The following is a 16781-nucleotide window of genomic DNA, read 5'->3' on the forward strand; positions in this document are numbered from 1 at the left end:
TCATTCGAAATCTCCTCGTTCATCTTGCCGAGAAAATTCTACGTTTGCAGCCCCTTAAAATCGGGGGGGATTACCCCCCGACCGCCAGACCGCCGAAATCCACATCCGCATCGCCCTCATCAACAGCTTCTCGGCCCTCGGCACCGCCGAAATCGTACGCGTCGCATAGCCCCTACGGGGGAAGGGGTCGTCACGCCCTAACCGACACTTCTGCAACAATGCCACCCCATTCCCAGCAGGTTTTTCAAGACGACCTTGTCCAACATGGTGTCAACCAGCAAGCGTTTGAGCCTGGCGTTCTCGTCTTCCAGCGACTTCAGCCAGGCCGCTTTGGACACGTCCATCCCGCCATACTTCGCCTTGAGCTTGTAGAAGGTGGCGGTGCTCAGGCCATGCATGCGGCATACCTCAGCGGTCAGTATTCCGTTCTGCGCTCTGATTGATCCACCGGATCAATCACTTAACGCTTGAACCCTGCTCCTTGATCATCCCGATTATCTGGTACGGGGCTTGCGCGGCCCCACGGTGGCCGCGGTCCCCTTAACCGGTGGAGCGGCTCTTTCTCATTTGTCTGCTCCTTCAGGGTTGGCGCAGGCTCTACAGTACACTGAGGGATTTCGTGGGGGGCAGGTCAAATTCAGAGAAGGGACGTACGAGGGATTGATTGCAGAAGCGATAGAGCAATAGTGCCCGAGCTTGTTGCGGAAGACTGTTTGACTTGCGACTGAAGAAGAAAGGTCTGCACTATCTTGTCCATGACCTCAGGATCGGCAAGGTCGTCGACCTCCGAAACACCAAAGCGGCTTTGTGCCTTATCTCGAAACACCTCAATTTGCTGATCGAGGTCAATTTGCGCAAAACTACTGGGCAATCCCAGCGCGGTCTCAAACACTGACCGCAATGCAGTCGTTCCCATTACTCGGAACCACTTTGTGTCGGCAGATGAATCTGACTCTGCCACGTTTGGAAGGGCCCGACTAAAATTCAGCGCCAATCGTAAATCATTGTCCTGATCTCCGACGGCGACCTCAAAAGATTGTTCCCGGAATTTAGAGACGATTTCTTCACCGAAGTAACTCAATTGGGTTCTGGAGCCGATAGGTGAATCAAAGGCAAAAGCAGAAGCGAATTCCTTGTATCGCTCATCCGAGAGCTTAACGGCAAGCGCATCGTTATTGACGCCACCCTCTTCCAAGATTTTTTGAATAAAAAATTTATTATTGATATCGTCTTGGAGCCCGAACGCCCCAAGAGCGACCCGAAGCAGGCGCCTGTCAGAAACCAGATCCTCGGCTGTCTTTACGGATTGGATGTTTTCTTTGAAGTAGTCCGTGTCCCGGACCATCTCGTTTGATTTGTTGAAAACCGCCTTCTGCGTGTCGTTGGTGGCTTTGAGAAACTGCCATCCAACCAATCCGGAGCCAACGATGATAGGTTGAAAGCTCATTGGCTGGGCGCGGCCAGAAGCCGGTCCTCTCGGGGGATCAATGCACGCAAGGCTTTAAGGCATTGATAGTACTGTTCTCCGAGCAGCGCGCTGCTTGCCTGCGTCAACAGGCGTCGGCTGTCAGGATCCACCAAAATCTGGCTCAATTCTTCAATACGAGGCAAAATCTGACGTTTCGCTTCGCCGGGGTCCGCGTCGCCGGTGAGTACAAGCTGTGCAGAGTAACACAGGCGCCTGACGGGCGTCTGAGCCTCGTCTGGGTGAATGGCGTCGCGAAGTCGAAGAACATTGGCGTTCGGGGTCACGATAGAAAGCCTGCTGCGTCGATCGCCGTTTTCGATAACGGCACCGTTAATCAGAACGCGTTCCCTAGGCCCGAGCTTCAATACCAGACCGCTCATCTTGAATTCCTCCTGCCGCTCAATCCACGTAAGATGGCAGCGTTGATTTCCAGAAGCGGCGTAATCCGGCCTTTCTTCATTAAAACCTTGCTCGTGTGCTGTTGCACAAATTCGGCAAGATAGAAGATACGCGCACGCAGTTCCTGAGGCAGTGCGTTGTCCTTGTCAGCGACATCGGCTGCAAGAAAAGTCCAGAGCCGTTGATTGTCAGAGAGCGCCTCGACCAGCCTCGGATAGGCGAGAGGGCCCGCTTCCGCTGCCGCTTTGATGCGGTGCGTTGTGCGCGCAATCAGTTCATATTCGGTGCCGCGGAGGGTCTTTGTTGTCCGACCGGTTTGGGAATAGGCACGCTGTGCTAGGGTTTGGGCGTTCACTGCAGAACCTTCTGGTTATGAGTTAGCTGAAGAGTGTTCAAATATCGGAGGCCGGTCGCCCGGCCTCCGAAATCCAAGATTAGCGGAACAGCGACAGGAGCTGCTGCGGAGCCTGGTTGGCGATCGACAGAGCCTGAACGCCCAGCTGCTGCTGAACCTGCAGAGCCTGGAGGCGTGCCGATGCCTCTTCCATATCTGCGTCGACAAGAGTGCCGATGCCGGACTTCAGTGCATCGGTTAGACCGGAGATGAAATCGGTCTGGGTTTCGATGCGGCCTTGCGCGGAGCCGAAGTTCGCGGCAGAGTCGATCGAAATCTGGATCAGACCTTCGATTTCTTCCAGCGCGGCGTCTGCGCCTTCCTGTGTCGTCACGTCGATGTCGCTCAGAGCAGCGAGACGGCCACCGATCGTGCCGTTATTTTCCGATCCGTCGAGAGCGGACTGCTGAACATCCCCTGCAGCAAAGGCAGCGAAGTTGGTTCCAGTGTTGTTGGTGACCGAAATCTCGCCTGCGTTGCTGGTTGCGGCGAAGGTGACATCAACACCATCTTCGGTCGCCTGCTTGTTCAGCGCGGCGACCATACCAGTCACAACGTCTGACAAGGAATCGCCGTCGCGGGCGACATAGGCAACGTCAGCAGAGAGGCCCAGTTTCGTAGTACCAGCTGCCTGGATCTCGTAGGAGTTACCAGCGGTGACGCCGCCTGCGGTATCTTCTGCGAAGGTCGCCATGACACCAGACGCGCCATCGTTGACAGTGTTTGTCGAGCCGGCGTTAACAGAAACAGTGCCCGCAGCTGAGGCACCGGTGCCCAGGTCTTGCTTGGAAACGTTGATGTCGGACGCATCAACGCCTGCTCCCGAGCGGTCAAGGGACGCCAGAATGTTGATGCTGCCGGAGTTCGCTTCGTTGCTGGTGTTGGACAGCAGATTCAGACCGTTGAACTGGGCAGCGCCCACGACAGCGGAGATTTGATCACGGAGCGCCTTGATGTCGGTCTGGATCTTGTCCCGATCAACGTTCTCTTCTTGCGCGGCGACGATTTTGCCTTTGATGTCGGTCAGCAGCTCGGTCGTTGTTTCGGCGGCCTGACGGGCCACTGCAACGGTCGACTGACCGAGATTAAGACTATCCGAAATCCCCTTGAAACCCTTCACGTCGGCTTCCATGACCTTGGAGATCGCCCAGACGGCAGAGTTGTCCTTGGCGCTGGAAACACGCTTGCCGGTCGAGATTTCCGACTGGGTTGTGCCGAGGTTGGAGTTGATCGACTTAAGAGTCTGAAGCGCCACCATGGCGCCGTTGTTCGTCAGGATGCTAGACATATTTTGTCCTTGCTTAAAAGGCGCTTTTGCGCCGGTTTCATTTGCCGGTTACGGCATCTCTGACGTCTTTCTGACGTGTGCAGTCCGGGGTTTCCCCGATCTGCGCCACCCTTTCGAGTGCAAGGCCAACATGGATTCAGAGTACTAACGTTGCGCTAATTGCCTCGGCCGCTTTGCCGCCAATTTGAATGAAATCTTCAGGCTCTGCGTTCGAGTTTGTTGGGTACGGGGGTGCTCAGAGTCGTGCGCCGTCCGTTTTCGTCATATGTTTCAAGGGATTTACGAACTCGGTTGGCCTCTCCGATTCTGTTGGCAACGTTTCGGAGACCTGCAAGGGCGTGGTCAAAGAGTTCCTGATTTCGGCGCAAACCATCGCGCAGCGGCGCGACATCCGCTTCACTGTGATCGGTTTCGGCCAGGGTGCCGGCCAGCATTTCCTTTTCCTCCATGAGTTCAGCGATTCTTCCGAAATCGCCCTCCATCAGGGCTTCCCGTTCTGCGTTGATGAGGGTCTTGAGGCGGCCCAATGTATCTTCAGCGGTCATTCATTTTCTCCTGCATTGATTTGTAAAGTGCATCTGCCAGTCCGATCCCGCCCTGAGCGGCCATCGCGCGAGCTTGTTCCTGAACAAGGAAGGACGAGAATTGATCTTCACCCGCTCCCCCTCCGAAAGCTTCCGGGGTCTTTCCAACTCCTGCAGAGCGCAACATCTCCGCAAGAAAGCTGGCTTCAAGTTCCTGAGCAGCCATGCGCAGGGCCTTGTCCTGAGAATGTGGTGATTTGGTAGTCAGCGGTGGGATGTCCAAGGTATCTCTCCAATTCGACTCACTTGTCTAAGTTTTCTGTGATTGCGGTAAAGAACCGGTAAGGATGTTGGATTTAGAAAGTGGCAACGGAAGAAATCCGGAGTCACACCGATGCTTACCCACCTGACTACGTTTCTTGGCCTTACGGCCAAACCTGACGCCAGCGAAACGGCTAAACCGAAAGGTGAAGGGGCCGATTTTGCTGCGGTGTTCGAAAACGCGGCTGACCAGATGCCTGATAAAAAAGAAAAGTTTGTGGCGGAGCCAGACGAAGCTGGAGCTCCGGAAAACGATGCCAAAGACTCTCCTCTTAGCAACACTCCGGTGGAACCCGGATCGAGAAAAGCTGCGCTAGACAAGGCTCTGGGCCGTTCGGATGCTGTAGCGGCAGGCGATGAGAGGGTTGAAACGGGTTCTTTCGACGATGCGTCTGATGAGTATGGATTGACCGCAGACTTGGACGCCGCTGACACAGGTCAAGAGTTCACGTTGGCTACCCCGTCAGCGGATAGGATCGCTCCACGCCGAAAGGATTCTGCGAGCGATAGAAACGGATCTTTTGAAACCGTAGAGCCTGGACGGGCGCAACGGGAAAAAGAAGCGTTTATGCCCCTTCCCGGGTCCGATGGACCATTGGTCGAAAACGAGCATCCTGCGCATGCTGAGATTCTTAAAGCCGGTGACAGGCGATCAATAGAATCCGACAGGAATTTGACCTCGGCCGACGGTACCTCAATGGACGTCGCCGGGAGAGGGGATCGCACGAGATCGGTTCTGCCTCCGGAAATTGCGGCCGACGCTGCATTGAAACGGACGGACTTTGACTCGCGCGGCTTGGAAAGAAGCACCCTAGACAACCGAGGGACCCTGGCTAGCCGGGATCAGGAAAATGGTATCGGCCAGAGCGGAGCGACGGCGGATAGTCTGGCGAAAGCGGGCGCACAAACGGTGGGATCGGGCGCTACGGGTTCGGGGCGAGCTGACGAAGGCGGGGCAATGATTGGACGTCGAGCCGATGTCCAGAATGGTCAGGTGCAGACTGATGCGATGATGGCTGCCCGTTTGGCGGCGGCGAAAGGCACGAGGCCGACGCAAAACCAAACCTTTGTGACGACCCGTGCGACAGAATTGGCGTCAGCAAGCAACACTGCAAGACCTCAAGACGCGGGAGACAAGGTGGTTCGCAATGGAGAGCCGAAGTTTACAACCGAACCGGGACCCAGCGACCCATATTCCTGGACAAGGGCTTTGGCCGCGCGGCGTGCCGATGGCGGCATGATGGCCGAAACCACCGCGCGGATGCCACCGGCGGGGTCTGTCGACCAGAAGAGAGCGCGATCCAGTGGCGTTTTCGCTTCAGGCACCACAAACGCTATCCAAACATCGATTGAAAGTCGTCGTGATCAGATGCTCCCGGGCGAAGTCGGCCGAGGCGTTGGGGGTATAAACCGCGGCGTGTTGTCACGGATGGACGCCTCCGATGTTGCGCAGGCGCAAGCTGCACTATCGGAAGGCAGGCCGCAGATTAAGTTTGGTCACTCGCTTTTGAGTACCCACGCTTCAAGCATAGGGGAAGCTCGGGAAGGGGCGCAGCTCAGCGATCAGGTCAAATCTGGACGTGGAAATGCGTCTGCAGACAGTTTTGCTATGTCAAAACTTGCGCGCGCCGAAAATTCGATCGCAATTGATGTGCGAATGAATGGCGGCTCAATGGAGCCAGGTCTGCGTGACCAGGCGGCTAGAGGGACGCAAGGTTCTCATTCTCGCGGCGAAATCGAGATGGTTCCAAGCGGCGGCCAAGATAGTGATCCAAAGACTTCAAATTTCGAGCCAGCGAGAGGCGACAAATCGGATTGGATCGGCCAGCCGAACAGGCCTTCGATCACGGGAGAGGCGAATTCCAAGTTAGATGCGAGCGTAACAACTGCGGCTCGGGAGCGAAATCGTGAAGGATTTTCTGCGCCCAATACGAATGAGAACGAAACGCTACGGCCTGAATCCAGGTCGAATCCACAGGCGGTTCTGCAATCCAACCTGCGCAACGGAGCTGTTGGCTCGCCAAGGGCTTCTTTGGCTACTGAGGCGGATGTGGATATGGTCGGAAGATCTTCTGTGGCTTTCGATGTATCCTCGAAACCCAACTCTCAGGCCGTGGGGCCGGGAGCGGCTGCTGCCGATACGGCCCGCCATCTAGCAGCAAGTCCGGCTGCTTCCGTCCAAGTGTTTACTCAGCAACCGCCGTTCAGGAATCCAGCGCCTGGCGACGCGTCTCAGCAGGGTGGAGCGCCTTCGATCGATGAAACGCCCATTCCGAATCGGTTCAGTGCCAAAGCGATAGCTTCAGGCCAGCTATCTGTGAACCAAAATTTCGAACGGAACCAAGCGCGCGGCGATGTACTCAGGCAAGAGCGCACTGCTTTGACCGAGGAACGAAGGGGCTCCGAGCGGGCTACTACAGAGCCGGTGGCGCCGCCTCGCACGATGTCGGTCGCTGCGGCGCCGAATGTCGGTCCCGCCGAAACGCCAAGGCCATCGCTCTTTGATCAAGGTCGGGTTCGATCTCAAGAGGAGGAGCTCGACGTCTCGATGATGCGCGCGACAAATGAATTGAGAACCGGGACGACGCTGCCTTTGCAAACAGGTAGTCAATCAGCTCAGACACCGCATGCGCCGACGATGGTCCTGCGGCAGATCATGGATCAGATCCCCAGGCTTTCTGAGGGCAAGATTGAAGTGCGTTTGAGCCCAGAGGAACTTGGTCATGTGAGGATGCACATGACGCCCGGTGAGCAGGGCATGACAGTTCATATCCAAGCCGACCGGCCGGAGACCCTCGACCTGCTGAGGCGCAATATTGACCAGTTGGCCCGCGATCTTGCGGAGGCGGGTTATGAAACTGCGAATTTCTCGTTTGGTGAGGGCACGGGACAGAATGACGCAAATAACGGTGCTGAGGAGCGGGGCCGTGAAGGACCGGTCGGCACATCGACCGATACGGCGATACCCGCCGCTGAAATTCAACAGAGTTTGACCGCCTCGATGGACGGTCTCGATATCAGAGTATGAGGAACCAGAATGGTTGATGCAATTAGCTCCACGTCCGCTGCGGCGGCCACAAGCAGCACCAAGAGTACTCAGGGCGGAAACTCTTCTGCCTTGGCCTCGGACTTCAATACATTTGTCACAATGTTGACGGTTCAGGTCCAGAATCAGGACCCGCTAAACCCGATCGACGCAACGGACTATGCCTCGCAGCTTGCGACATTCTCCTCTGTCGAGCAGCAGATTCAAACGAACAACTTGTTGAAAGATATGGGCGAAAAGCTCGCTGGCAACGCATTGCAACAGGCGAGCGGATGGATCGGAAAGGAGGCGTTGACGCGCTCTCCTGTGCTCTTCAGCGACAGTCCTATCGCTATCCGGGCCGATTATGCAGACAACGCAACGCGGGCCAAGCTGTTGGTCCAGAACTCCGCTGGAGATACGGTTCAAACTTTCGAACTCGATGACTTACCAGAAGACATTATGTGGACTGGCGCGGATGCGGATGGCAATCTGCTGCCCGTCGACATCTATAGTTTCAAGATTGAGCACTACGTCGGAGATGAAATGATAGAGGTGACGACCCCGCAGGCCTACAGCCGGATTACAGAGGTGCGCACACAGGGCGACGATGTTCTTGTTCGCCTGTCGGACGGCACTGAAGTCCCGCCGTCCCTGATTGATGGCCTAAGATCGCCGATCTATTAAGCGCGTCGGAGATGTGCCTAGGTCGACAGGAATTCGGCCAGAAAAACGATGCCGCCGCCGATAGCCAGCCCAATGGTGAGGAAAAGCACTCTTCCTGGCCATTGCGAATGCGAGCGGATCGGGGGCGGCTGTGATTGCCGTACCAGAGCGGCCTCGACCAGGCCGGGCAGTCGCGGACCAAAGCGTGAGAGGACCCGCAATGTCTTCCCAAGGTCGCTGGCCACGGCACGGGGCCCTATGCTCTGTTTGATGTACTCTTCGACAACGGGACGTGCGACCGTCCATATGTTCATTTTCGGGTTGAGAGAGCGCGCCACGCCTTCGACAACGACCATCGTTCGCTGCAGAAGGATCAACTCGGTTCGCGTCTCCATGCCGAATCGTTCCGTTACTTCGAACAGGTAGGCCAGCAGCTTACCCATGGAAATACCGGTGGCATCCATCCCGAAGATTGGCTCTCCCACGGCGCGGAGCGCGCGGGCGAATTCATCCACATCCCGGTCTGCAGGGACGTATCCGGCCTCGAAATGCACTTCGGCCACGCGACGATAATCACGACGGATGAACCCATAGAGGATCTCAGCGTAAACCCGGCGGGTGTATTCGTCGATATGGCCCATGATGCCGAAGTCATAGGCAATGATATCGCCGTTCGAGGCGACTTTGAGGTTTCCCTGATGCATGTCCGCATGAAAAAAGCCATCACGCAGAGCGTGGCTCAGGAACAGTTGCAGAACCCGTTCGGACAGGGCGACCCGATCGTGCCCCGCCGCATCGAGCGCCGCGTTGTCGCCAAGCGGCAGTCCATCTGCCCAGCCCAGTGTCATCACCCGGCGACCGGAGTAGTTCCATTTGATTTCAGGTAGTTGAAAGCCATCATCGTCCACGGTGTTCGCGGCAAATTCGCTCGCCGCGGCGCTCTCAAGGCGCAGGTCGAGCTCACCCATGACGACGCCTTCAAAGTGCTCGATCACTTCGGTTGGCCGCAGACGACGGGAAGCGGGCGAGAGAAACTCGATGACCGAGGCGGAAAAGTAGAACGCATCGATGTCGCGGCGGAAGCGGCGTTCGATGTTCGGGCGCAGCACCTTGACCGCGACGATCTCTCCGGTTTCCGCGAGTCTTGCCTTGTGGACCTGCGCAATCGAGGCCGCCGCAACGGGTTCGGAAAACTCGGAAAAAACCTCATCAATCGGGCGACCGATCTCTGCTTCGACGGCTTTTTTAGCCTGCTCTATCGAGAATGGTGGGAGTTTGTCCTGCAGAATGCGAAGCTCTTGCGCCATGTCATCACCAACCACATCGGGCCGTGTCGACAGGATTTGTCCGAACTTGATGTAGGCTGGTCCCAGGGCGGAGAGAGCCCGGGCCGGAGCCGGCATCGAAGGATCACCTTTTTCTCCCAGCCACGCAAAGGGCCAGCCTAGAATCCGTGCAGCGACGCGCAGGGGCGCCGGAGCTTCCATCGCGTCCAGCACGGCGCGCATGGCGCCGGTGCGCTCAAGCGTTGCGCCGGTCTGGATCAGTCGCCAGATGTTGTGAGGCCCGCGCATCTCAGATTTTCCATCCGGAGTGCAGGCAGGCGACGCCCATGGTCAGGTTGCGGTATTTGGCATTCTCGAAACCAGCCGCGCGCACCATGCCGAGGAATGTCTCCTGGTCGGGAAACTTCCTGATGGATTCAACGAGATATTGGTAGCTTTCCCGATCTCCGGCGATCGCCTGACCCATGCGCGGAATGATGTTGAAGGAGTACAGGTCATAGACCTTCTGCATCAGATCGTTCGGGATTTGTGAGAATTCCAGAACCATCAGGCGCCCGCCAGGTTTGAGCACGCGGAACGCTTCGTTCAGCGCCTCTTGTGGGCGAGTCACATTCCGGATGCCAAACGAAATCGTGTAGACGTCAAAGCTGTTGTCCGCGAAAGGCAGCGCCATGGCGTCGCCGACGACCCAGTCGAGTTGATCAGCCATGGCGTCGGCTTCCGCGCGTTTGCGGCCCTCCACCAGCATCGGTTCGGTCAGGTCACAGACCGTCGCATGCCCATGTCCCGCCCGCTTGAGGAAGCGGAAGGAGATGTCGCCGGTGCCGCCCGCCACGTCGAGCAGACGCTGGCCGGGGCGCGGTGCAAGCCAGTCCATCATGGCATCCTTCCAGATGCGATGAATGCCCATCGACATGGCGTCGTTCATGATGTCGTATTTCGAGGCAACGGATTGGAACACGCCCTGCACGCGTCCGGCTTTTTCGTTCTCGGGTACGTCCTGAAACCCGAAATGCGTGGTGTTGTCCTGCTGTTCAGTCATGCAATGGATCCGATCCGGCCTTCGTTGGGTCGCATTTGTCCTTAAACTTGAAGAAGTCAAAGAACAAACGGTCAAATCCGCGCAAAGCGAAGGTTTCCAGTGCCATGAGCATGTTGCTTGTCTACATTCTGTTGCCGATGTTGCTGGTTCCGCTGATCCGGTTCCGGCCAATGCGCATGCTGCTCGGTTTCAAGGATATTCGCAAAGGGCAGCCCCGCCGCAGGAACCTCGCGGATGACACGGGCGGCGACGTGCGCACCATTTATCATTTCGGCTCGCGTTCGAAACCCAAGGTGTTCGGAGATCTTGCCCTGTTCGAGGCGACGGCGGGGGCAAGGTACCTTCCTCCGCTTCTCATCGTTTGGATTATCATCCTGATGTTCAAAATGGATCAGGTCGAGAGCATGGCAGACTGGGTATCCTTTGCAATCCTGCTTGCCGCAAGCATTTACCTTTGCACGATAAACTGGAAAACGCGGATCGTTCTGGATGGCAGCACCCTGCATAAGACCGACTGGCTGTTCCGACATCAAACCTATGATCTGGCCGACCTGACACATGCCGAGCAGGACGCGTCGGAATCTTATCGTCTTGAGTTCGAAGACGGTCGGAGCGCCTTCATTCTGCGTTGGATTCGCGGGCATGATGATCTCAAGGATCTGTTTATCCATTCTCTGGAGATCAACGGGCGCTGAGCGGTCTTCGCCCTTGAAATTACCGGTGGGCGCAACACAAATGCCATGGCACCTGCGCGACCACTGAATGGAACATGACATGCCCGAACTGCCCGAGGTTGAAACCGTCCGACGGGGGTTGGCCCCTGCGATGGAGGGCCAACGGATCACACGGGCTCAGGTTAACCGGCCTGATCTGCGCTGGCCTTTTCCGGAGCGAATGGCCGAGCGTCTGGAAGGTGCGCGGGTTCTCGGCCTGCGGCGGCGTTCGAAATACATCCTCGCGGATCTGGATCGCGGGGAGAGCTTGCTTATTCACCTTGGCATGTCGGGGCGCATGTTGGTTTCCGGCGATCCACTCGGGCAGTTCGTGCACGAGCACCCGGCGGCGGAAAAACACGACCATGTCGTACTCGATATGGAGAATGGGGCGCGTGTTACCTTCAATGACCCGCGGCGCTTCGGCGCGATGGATCTGCTGCCGACCACAACCGCAGAGGCGCACCCCCTGCTGGCGAGCATCGGGCCGGAGCCGCTGGGCAACGGGTTTAGCGAATCTCACTTGATCTCCGCGCTCAAGGGGCGGTCCATGCCGATCAAAAGCGCGCTACTTGATCAAAAAATCGTCGCTGGCCTTGGGAATATCTACGTTTGCGAAACGCTTTACCGTGGCCGAATTCACCCAGCACGTCGCGTCAATCGGATTGCGGAAAGGCGGCTTTCCGCTTTGGTTCCCATCGTGCGAACAGTGTTGGAAGAGGCCATCCTCGCGGGCGGGTCTTCGCTCAAGGATTTCCGTCAAGCTGATGGAGAACTTGGATATTTTCAGCATAGTTTCGACGTTTACGGGCGTGAAGGCGAGCCCTGCAGGACACCGGGCTGTAACAGCACAATCGCGCGAATCGTTCAGTCGGGCCGGTCCTCTTTCTACTGCCCGACATGCCAAAGATAGCTTGAACCGTCCGTTAAGGATGGTAAGCGTTGACGACTGACGGAAATGGACCGGAGCCGAGCCACATGGCCTATGAGACGATCATCGTCGAAATCGAAGACCACGTCTGCACGATCAAACTGAACCGCCCTGACGCGCTCAACGCGCTCAACTCTCATCTTTTGAGTGAACTGGGCGAGGCTCTTACGGAAGCCGACAAGAACGACAAGGTGCGGTGTATCATCGTCACCGGCTCGCAAAAGGCGTTCGCCGCCGGGGCCGACATCAAGGAAATGTCGGAGAAGAGCTATGTCGACATGTTCCTGTCGGATTTCTTCGGTCGTGAAGGCGATACGATCTGCAGGACACGCAAGCCGATCATTGCTGCCGTGGCGGGCTATGCGCTCGGTGGTGGCTGTGAGCTGGCCATGATGTGTGACTTCATCATCGCTGGGGACAACGCCAAATTCGGCCAGCCCGAGATCAATCTCGGTGTCATGCCGGGCCTTGGTGGCACGCAGCGCCTGACGCGCTTTGTGGGCAAGTCCAAGGCAATGGAGATGAACCTGACAGGGCGCTTCATGGATGCGGAGGAAGCGGAGCGGTCCGGTTTGGTGAGCCGAGTGGTTCCCGCCAAGCAGCTTATGGAAGAGGCTCGCGCCGCAGCGGACAAGATTGCCGAGAAGTCAATTCTCAGCACGCTTGCGGTCAAGGAGGCGGTCAACCGCGCCTATGAGACAACGCTCTCCGAGGGATTGCTCTACGAACGTCGCCTGTTCCACTCGCTGTTCTCGACCGAAGATCAGAAGGAAGGCATGGCAGCCTTCACCGAAAAGCGCGCGGCGCAGTTCCGCGATCGTTGATCCGGCTGGCCCGGGCTTGGCGGTCCGGGCTGTCGGCACGGTGCTTCAGGACGCTTTTGGCGCGCCCATCTTTGAAATCGCAGCCTGAATCATGCGCCAGTTCTGCGCCTCGCTGGTTTTTCCGGCCTGATCGAGATCCGCGATCCTTTTCTCAACGTCGGTTTCCGCTCTGGCACCGCGGACTCGATAAAGCGAACGGGCCATTTCCGAAGCCTGCATTGCGTCAAGCATGGATATCCTCCCTGTCTTTGTGTTGCGCCCGACCCGCAGCATTGCTCAGATCGGCAACACCTAAACTAACATGTGTGCGGCGCTGTGGCCAGTTTGTCGCCCTGCGCAGCTTGGGGCTTTGCAAGATCGTCGAAACCGTCTATAGGCAACCGCTATACATGCGCGTGATGCCCGCTTGGCAAGAATCGGTCCGACAGTGGAGTTCGGGTCAGGATGGCGTTTCGCGCGCGAAATCAGACACCAAGACCCGAAGTTACAGGACAGATCATCATGGCAAATACGCCCCAGTCGAAGAAACGCGCCCGCCAGAACGAGAAGCGTTTCGCCGTAAACAAAGCCCGCCGTTCGCGGATCCGCACCTTCCTGCGCCAGGTTGAAGAAGCCATCGCATCCGGCGACAAGGATGCCGCAACGACAGCTCTTCGCGCCGCTCAGCCGGAGCTGATGCGTGGTGTTACAAAAGGCGTTTTCCACAAGAATACCGCGTCGCGCAAGATGTCGCGCCTGGCCTCCCGCGTGAAAGCGCTCGGTTAAGCCATATCCCACATATTGGTTTTGAATTGGACGGCGTCACTATATGTGGCGCCGTTTGTTGATTGAGCAACATATTTTTGCGCCGAGAGATTCTTTTCCACAAAAGCCGAGTCAAGATACGAAGATCAGTTGCCGGAGCGATCACAGTCTTGGTAGTTTCATCAGGCGAGTCACATCGCTGGGGGGACAGGTCGCCAGTTCCGAGCCGAGGTTATTTGCGGCTTAGGAGCTGACTGCTTAACGCCGCTGCCAATAGCGGTATCAGTATCGGGAAATTCCCGGCCGTGTCCAATGACAAAACACGGGTCATTTTGGCCATTGCTCCTGCTGCCGCCGGAGACGCCAATTTGCACACTCATGGCTACTTGCCAAACCTATGCGCTGCTCGCATGGGGCAGGGTTGTTTTGTCCAGGCGCTGTGACCGCCGCCGGAGATGGGATTCGGCGCGGGCAAAGGCAGTAAGAAGAGACGGATCGGGGACACATGACTGACGAACAATGGGGCGCTTTGCAGGACAATATTTGCAAGACGGTCGGCGACAACAATTACAAAGCGTGGATTGAACCACTCGAGTATTGCGGAGCAGAGGGAGGAATTGCGCGGTTTTATGCACCGACCAATTTTTTCGGAAATTACGTAAACCAGAATTACGGTGATTTGCTGATTTCGCAGATATCTACGTTGAATCCCTCAATTCGTCGTCTGGCATTCGCCGTGGCGGATGCCGCGAATTCCGTAGAAGCGCCGAAAGCCGTCAAGCCGGAAACCCAGACCGCAGCGCCGCAAGTCGCAAAGGAAGAGTTGCCCGGCGCCCCGCTTGATGCGCGCTTTACCTTTGACACCTTTGTTGTCGGCAAGCCGAATGAGCTGGCCCATGCGGCGGCCAAGCGGGTCGCCGAGGGCGGGCCGGTCACGTTCAACCCGCTGTTTCTCTATGGTGGCGTCGGTCTTGGTAAAACGCACCTGATGCATGCGATCGCGCATGAATTGCGTGCCCGCAATCCGCAGCTGACCGTGCTGTATCTGTCGGCCGAGCAGTTCATGTATCGCTTCGTCCAGGCCCTGCGTGAACGCCGGATGATGGACTTCAAGGAATTGTTCCGCAGCGTCGATATTCTGATGGTCGATGACGTTCAGTTCATCGCCGGTAAGGATTCGACGCAGGAGGAGTTTTTCCACACGTTCAACGCGCTGGTGGATCAGAACAAGCAGATCATCATTTCGGCGGATCGCGCCCCGGACGAGATCAAGGATCTGGAGAACCGCATCCGCTCGCGCCTGCAGTCCGGTCTTGTGGTCGATCTGCATCCGACGGATTACGAACTGCGCCTCGGCATTCTCCAGACCAAGGCCGAGATGTATCGCGCCCATTATCCGGGCCTTCAGATCGAGGCCGGCGTGCTGGAATTTCTTGCGCAGCGGATCAGCACGAACGTGCGCGTGCTTGAGGGTGCTTTGACCCGCCTTTTCGCTTTTGCCTCGCTTGTGGGCAAGCCGATCAACATGGACCTCGTGCACGACAGCCTTGCCGACGTTCTCCGTGCATCGGAGCGCAAGATTTCCATCGAGGAGATCCAGCGCAAGGTGGCGGACCACTACAACATTCGCCTGTCGGATATTGTTGGCCCCAAACGTGTCCGCACCTTCGCGCGCCCGCGTCAGGTGGCCATGTACCTGTGCAAGCAACTGACCAGCCGCTCCTTGCCGGAAATCGGCCGCCGTTTTGGCGGGCGTGATCACACCACTGTCATGCACGGCGTGCGGCGCATCGAAGAGTTGCGCCAGCAAGATGGCCAGATCGAGGAAGACATCGAATTGCTGCGCCGGATGCTTGAGGCCTGAGCCCGGGTTTTGGGTCTCTGGAACAACAGGTCTTGGTGGGGCGGTCGCGGGATCGCCCCTTTGCCTTGACGGGCTTTGACTTCCTATAGACAAAACGTGAAAACAGGCTTGGAGAGCGCACGGCCCCAAGCTAGGGTATGCCTCCGGCTTTGCAGAGGGTAGGGCGATGAAGATCAGCATTGAGAGGGCGACGCTTCTGCGCGCCGTGGCACAGGCACAATCGGTTGTGGAACGGCGGAACACGATTCCGATCCTTGCCAACGTGCTGGTCGAAGCAGAGGGCGATACTGTGACCTTTCGGGCTACCGACCTCGACATCGAAGTGCTCGACAAGGCGCCGGCCGTCGTTGAGCGTTCCGGTGGCACAACGGTCTCTGCCGTGACGCTCCACGAGATCGTGCGCAAACTTCCGGACGGGGCGCTGGTTTCTTTGACGGAGGAGCCGGGCTCCGGTCGCCTGACCGTGGCGGCCGGACGGTCGAACTTTTCCCTCGCGACCCTGCCAAAGGACGATTTCCCGGTCATGGCGACCTCGGAATATCAGTCGAACTTCTCTGCCAAGGCGGCCGTGCTGCGCCGCTTGTTCGACAAATCCAAATTCGCGATCTCGACCGAGGAAACCCGTTATTACCTGAATGGTGTCTACATGCATGTGGCCGAATCCGAGGATGGTCGTGTGCTGCGCTGTGTGGCCACGGACGGTCACCGGCTTGCCCGCATCGACGCGCCGCTGCCTGAAGGGGCCGCCGATATGCCCGGCGTGATCGTGCCGCGAAAGACAGTGGGCGAGATGCGCAAGCTTCTGGATGACGATGACATGGACATCGCGGTGTCGGTTTCGGAAACCAAGGTGCGCTTTGCCACGCCCGAGATTACGCTGACGTCGAAGGTGATCGACGGCACCTTCCCCGACTACACGCGCGTTATTCCGCAGGGCAACACCCGCAAGCTCGAAGTGGATGCCTCCGAGTTTGCCAAGGCCGTGGACCGGGTTGCCACGGTGTCGTCCGAGCGGTCGCGCGCGGTCAAGTTGCAACTCGATGAAGATCGTCTGATCCTGTCGGTCAATGCGCCCGACAGCGGCGCCGCCGAAGAAGAGCTGGCGGTGGCCTACGCCGATGAGCATCTGGAAATCGGTTTCAACGCCAAGTACCTGCTCGAAATCGCCAGCCAGGTGGACCGCGAGAATGCCGTGTTCCTGTTCAACTCGTCCGGCGATCCGACCCTGATGCGAGAAGGCACAGACACCAGTGCAGTCTATGTCGTCATGCCGATGCGCGTCTGAGGACTGC

17 protein-coding genes and 1 pseudogene are annotated in these 16781 nt (G+C 57.5%); 8 read left to right on the plus strand and 10 right to left on the minus strand.

All coding sequences use genetic code 11. The annotated features are described in order from the left end of the window. Positions 1-230 precede the first annotated feature (230 nt). From ACN2XU_RS22000 to ACN2XU_RS22030, 7 genes and pseudogenes are all read right to left on the minus strand, one after another. Positions 231-440, minus strand: a pseudogene (locus ACN2XU_RS22000) (transposase); the annotation flags it as partial. A gap of 197 nt (positions 441-637) precedes the next feature. Further along, positions 638-1447 carry a DUF1217 domain-containing protein gene (locus ACN2XU_RS22005; protein ID WP_419412504.1) on the minus strand — a complete coding sequence of 270 codons (810 nt, stop codon included), beginning with the start codon at positions 1445-1447 and terminating at the stop codon, positions 638-640. Beyond that, positions 1444-1848, minus strand: a complete 405-nt coding sequence (gene flbT, locus ACN2XU_RS22010) for a flagellar biosynthesis repressor FlbT (protein WP_419412505.1) — start codon at positions 1846-1848, stop codon at positions 1444-1446. The genes ACN2XU_RS22005 and flbT overlap by 4 nt, the downstream gene beginning before the upstream one ends. Beyond that, on the minus strand, positions 1845-2222 hold the full coding sequence (flaF, locus tag ACN2XU_RS22015; RefSeq protein WP_419412506.1) for a flagellar biosynthesis regulator FlaF: 378 nt from the start codon (positions 2220-2222) through the stop codon (positions 1845-1847). Before flaF ends, flbT begins: the two co-directional genes overlap by 4 nt. 79 nt (positions 2223-2301) lie before the next feature. Further along, complete coding sequence (locus ACN2XU_RS22020; RefSeq protein WP_419412507.1) at positions 2302-3549, minus strand: flagellin N-terminal helical domain-containing protein; 1248 nt, start codon at positions 3547-3549, stop codon at positions 2302-2304. 197 nt (positions 3550-3746) lie between these two features. Next, positions 3747-4094 carry a flagellar protein FlgN gene (locus ACN2XU_RS22025; RefSeq protein ID WP_419412508.1) on the minus strand — a complete coding sequence of 116 codons (348 nt, stop codon included), beginning with the start codon at positions 4092-4094 and terminating at the stop codon, positions 3747-3749. After that, positions 4084-4299 (minus strand): rod-binding protein, encoded by a 216-nt coding sequence (locus ACN2XU_RS22030; protein ID WP_419412548.1) that lies wholly within the window; start codon positions 4297-4299, stop codon positions 4084-4086. The genes ACN2XU_RS22025 and ACN2XU_RS22030 overlap by 11 nt, the downstream gene beginning before the upstream one ends. Before the next feature lie 168 nt (positions 4300-4467). Here ACN2XU_RS22030 and ACN2XU_RS22035 point away from each other — a divergent pair, with 168 nt between their 5' ends. Beyond that, complete coding sequence (locus tag ACN2XU_RS22035; RefSeq protein ID WP_419412509.1) at positions 4468-7422, plus strand: flagellar hook-length control protein FliK; 2955 nt, start codon at positions 4468-4470, stop codon at positions 7420-7422. A 9-nt stretch (positions 7423-7431) separates the two neighbouring features. Continuing rightward, the gene (locus tag ACN2XU_RS22040; protein WP_419412510.1) at positions 7432-8106 is read left to right on the plus strand and encodes a flagellar hook capping FlgD N-terminal domain-containing protein; all 675 of its coding nucleotides are present in this window, start codon (positions 7432-7434) and stop codon (positions 8104-8106) included. A gap of 17 nt (positions 8107-8123) precedes the next feature. Here the strand turns inward: ACN2XU_RS22040 and ubiB are convergent, their stop codons facing one another. Then, a complete protein-coding gene (gene ubiB / locus ACN2XU_RS22045; RefSeq protein ID WP_419412511.1) occupies positions 8124-9659 on the minus strand; it encodes a 2-polyprenylphenol 6-hydroxylase in 1536 nt (511 codons plus the stop codon). Position 9660: 1 nt separating this feature from the next. Continuing rightward, on the minus strand, positions 9661-10413 hold the full coding sequence (gene ubiE, locus ACN2XU_RS22050; RefSeq protein ID WP_419412512.1) for a bifunctional demethylmenaquinone methyltransferase/2-methoxy-6-polyprenyl-1,4-benzoquinol methylase UbiE: 753 nt from the start codon (positions 10411-10413) through the stop codon (positions 9661-9663). Between the two features lie 104 nt (positions 10414-10517). Between ubiE and ACN2XU_RS22055 the strand changes: the two genes are divergently transcribed. The 3 genes from ACN2XU_RS22055 to ACN2XU_RS22065 all read left to right on the plus strand — a co-directional run bounded on the left by ACN2XU_RS22055 (position 10518) and on the right by ACN2XU_RS22065 (position 12881). Then, the gene (locus ACN2XU_RS22055; RefSeq protein ID WP_419412513.1) at positions 10518-11108 is read left to right on the plus strand and encodes a hypothetical protein; all 591 of its coding nucleotides are present in this window, start codon (positions 10518-10520) and stop codon (positions 11106-11108) included. A gap of 79 nt (positions 11109-11187) precedes the next feature. Then, complete coding sequence (gene mutM / locus ACN2XU_RS22060; RefSeq protein ID WP_419412514.1) at positions 11188-12039, plus strand: bifunctional DNA-formamidopyrimidine glycosylase/DNA-(apurinic or apyrimidinic site) lyase; 852 nt, start codon at positions 11188-11190, stop codon at positions 12037-12039. Positions 12040-12104: 65 nt separating this feature from the next. Further along, on the plus strand, positions 12105-12881 hold the full coding sequence (locus tag ACN2XU_RS22065) for an enoyl-CoA hydratase (protein WP_419412549.1): 777 nt from the start codon (positions 12105-12107) through the stop codon (positions 12879-12881). A gap of 45 nt (positions 12882-12926) precedes the next feature. Here ACN2XU_RS22065 and ACN2XU_RS22070 read toward each other — a convergent pair whose 3' ends face one another. Next, a complete protein-coding gene (locus ACN2XU_RS22070) occupies positions 12927-13112 on the minus strand; it encodes a hypothetical protein (RefSeq protein WP_419412515.1) in 186 nt (61 codons plus the stop codon). Positions 13113-13382: 270 nt separating this feature from the next. On the opposite strand from ACN2XU_RS22070, the gene rpsT reads away from it, so the two are divergent. The 3 genes from rpsT to dnaN all read left to right on the plus strand — a co-directional run bounded on the left by rpsT (position 13383) and on the right by dnaN (position 16774). Then, the gene (rpsT, locus tag ACN2XU_RS22075; protein WP_419412516.1) at positions 13383-13646 is read left to right on the plus strand and encodes a 30S ribosomal protein S20; all 264 of its coding nucleotides are present in this window, start codon (positions 13383-13385) and stop codon (positions 13644-13646) included. A gap of 484 nt (positions 13647-14130) precedes the next feature. Continuing rightward, a complete protein-coding gene (dnaA, locus tag ACN2XU_RS22080; protein ID WP_419412517.1) occupies positions 14131-15489 on the plus strand; it encodes a chromosomal replication initiator protein DnaA in 1359 nt (452 codons plus the stop codon). A 166-nt stretch (positions 15490-15655) separates the two neighbouring features. Continuing rightward, positions 15656-16774 carry a DNA polymerase III subunit beta gene (gene dnaN, locus ACN2XU_RS22085; protein ID WP_419412518.1) on the plus strand — a complete coding sequence of 373 codons (1119 nt, stop codon included), beginning with the start codon at positions 15656-15658 and terminating at the stop codon, positions 16772-16774. Positions 16775-16781: the final 7 nt, after the last annotated feature.

It is taken from the genome of Pacificoceanicola niger, from assembly GCF_048553275.1.
Lineage (GTDB): Bacteria > Pseudomonadota > Alphaproteobacteria > Rhodobacterales > Rhodobacteraceae > Pacificoceanicola.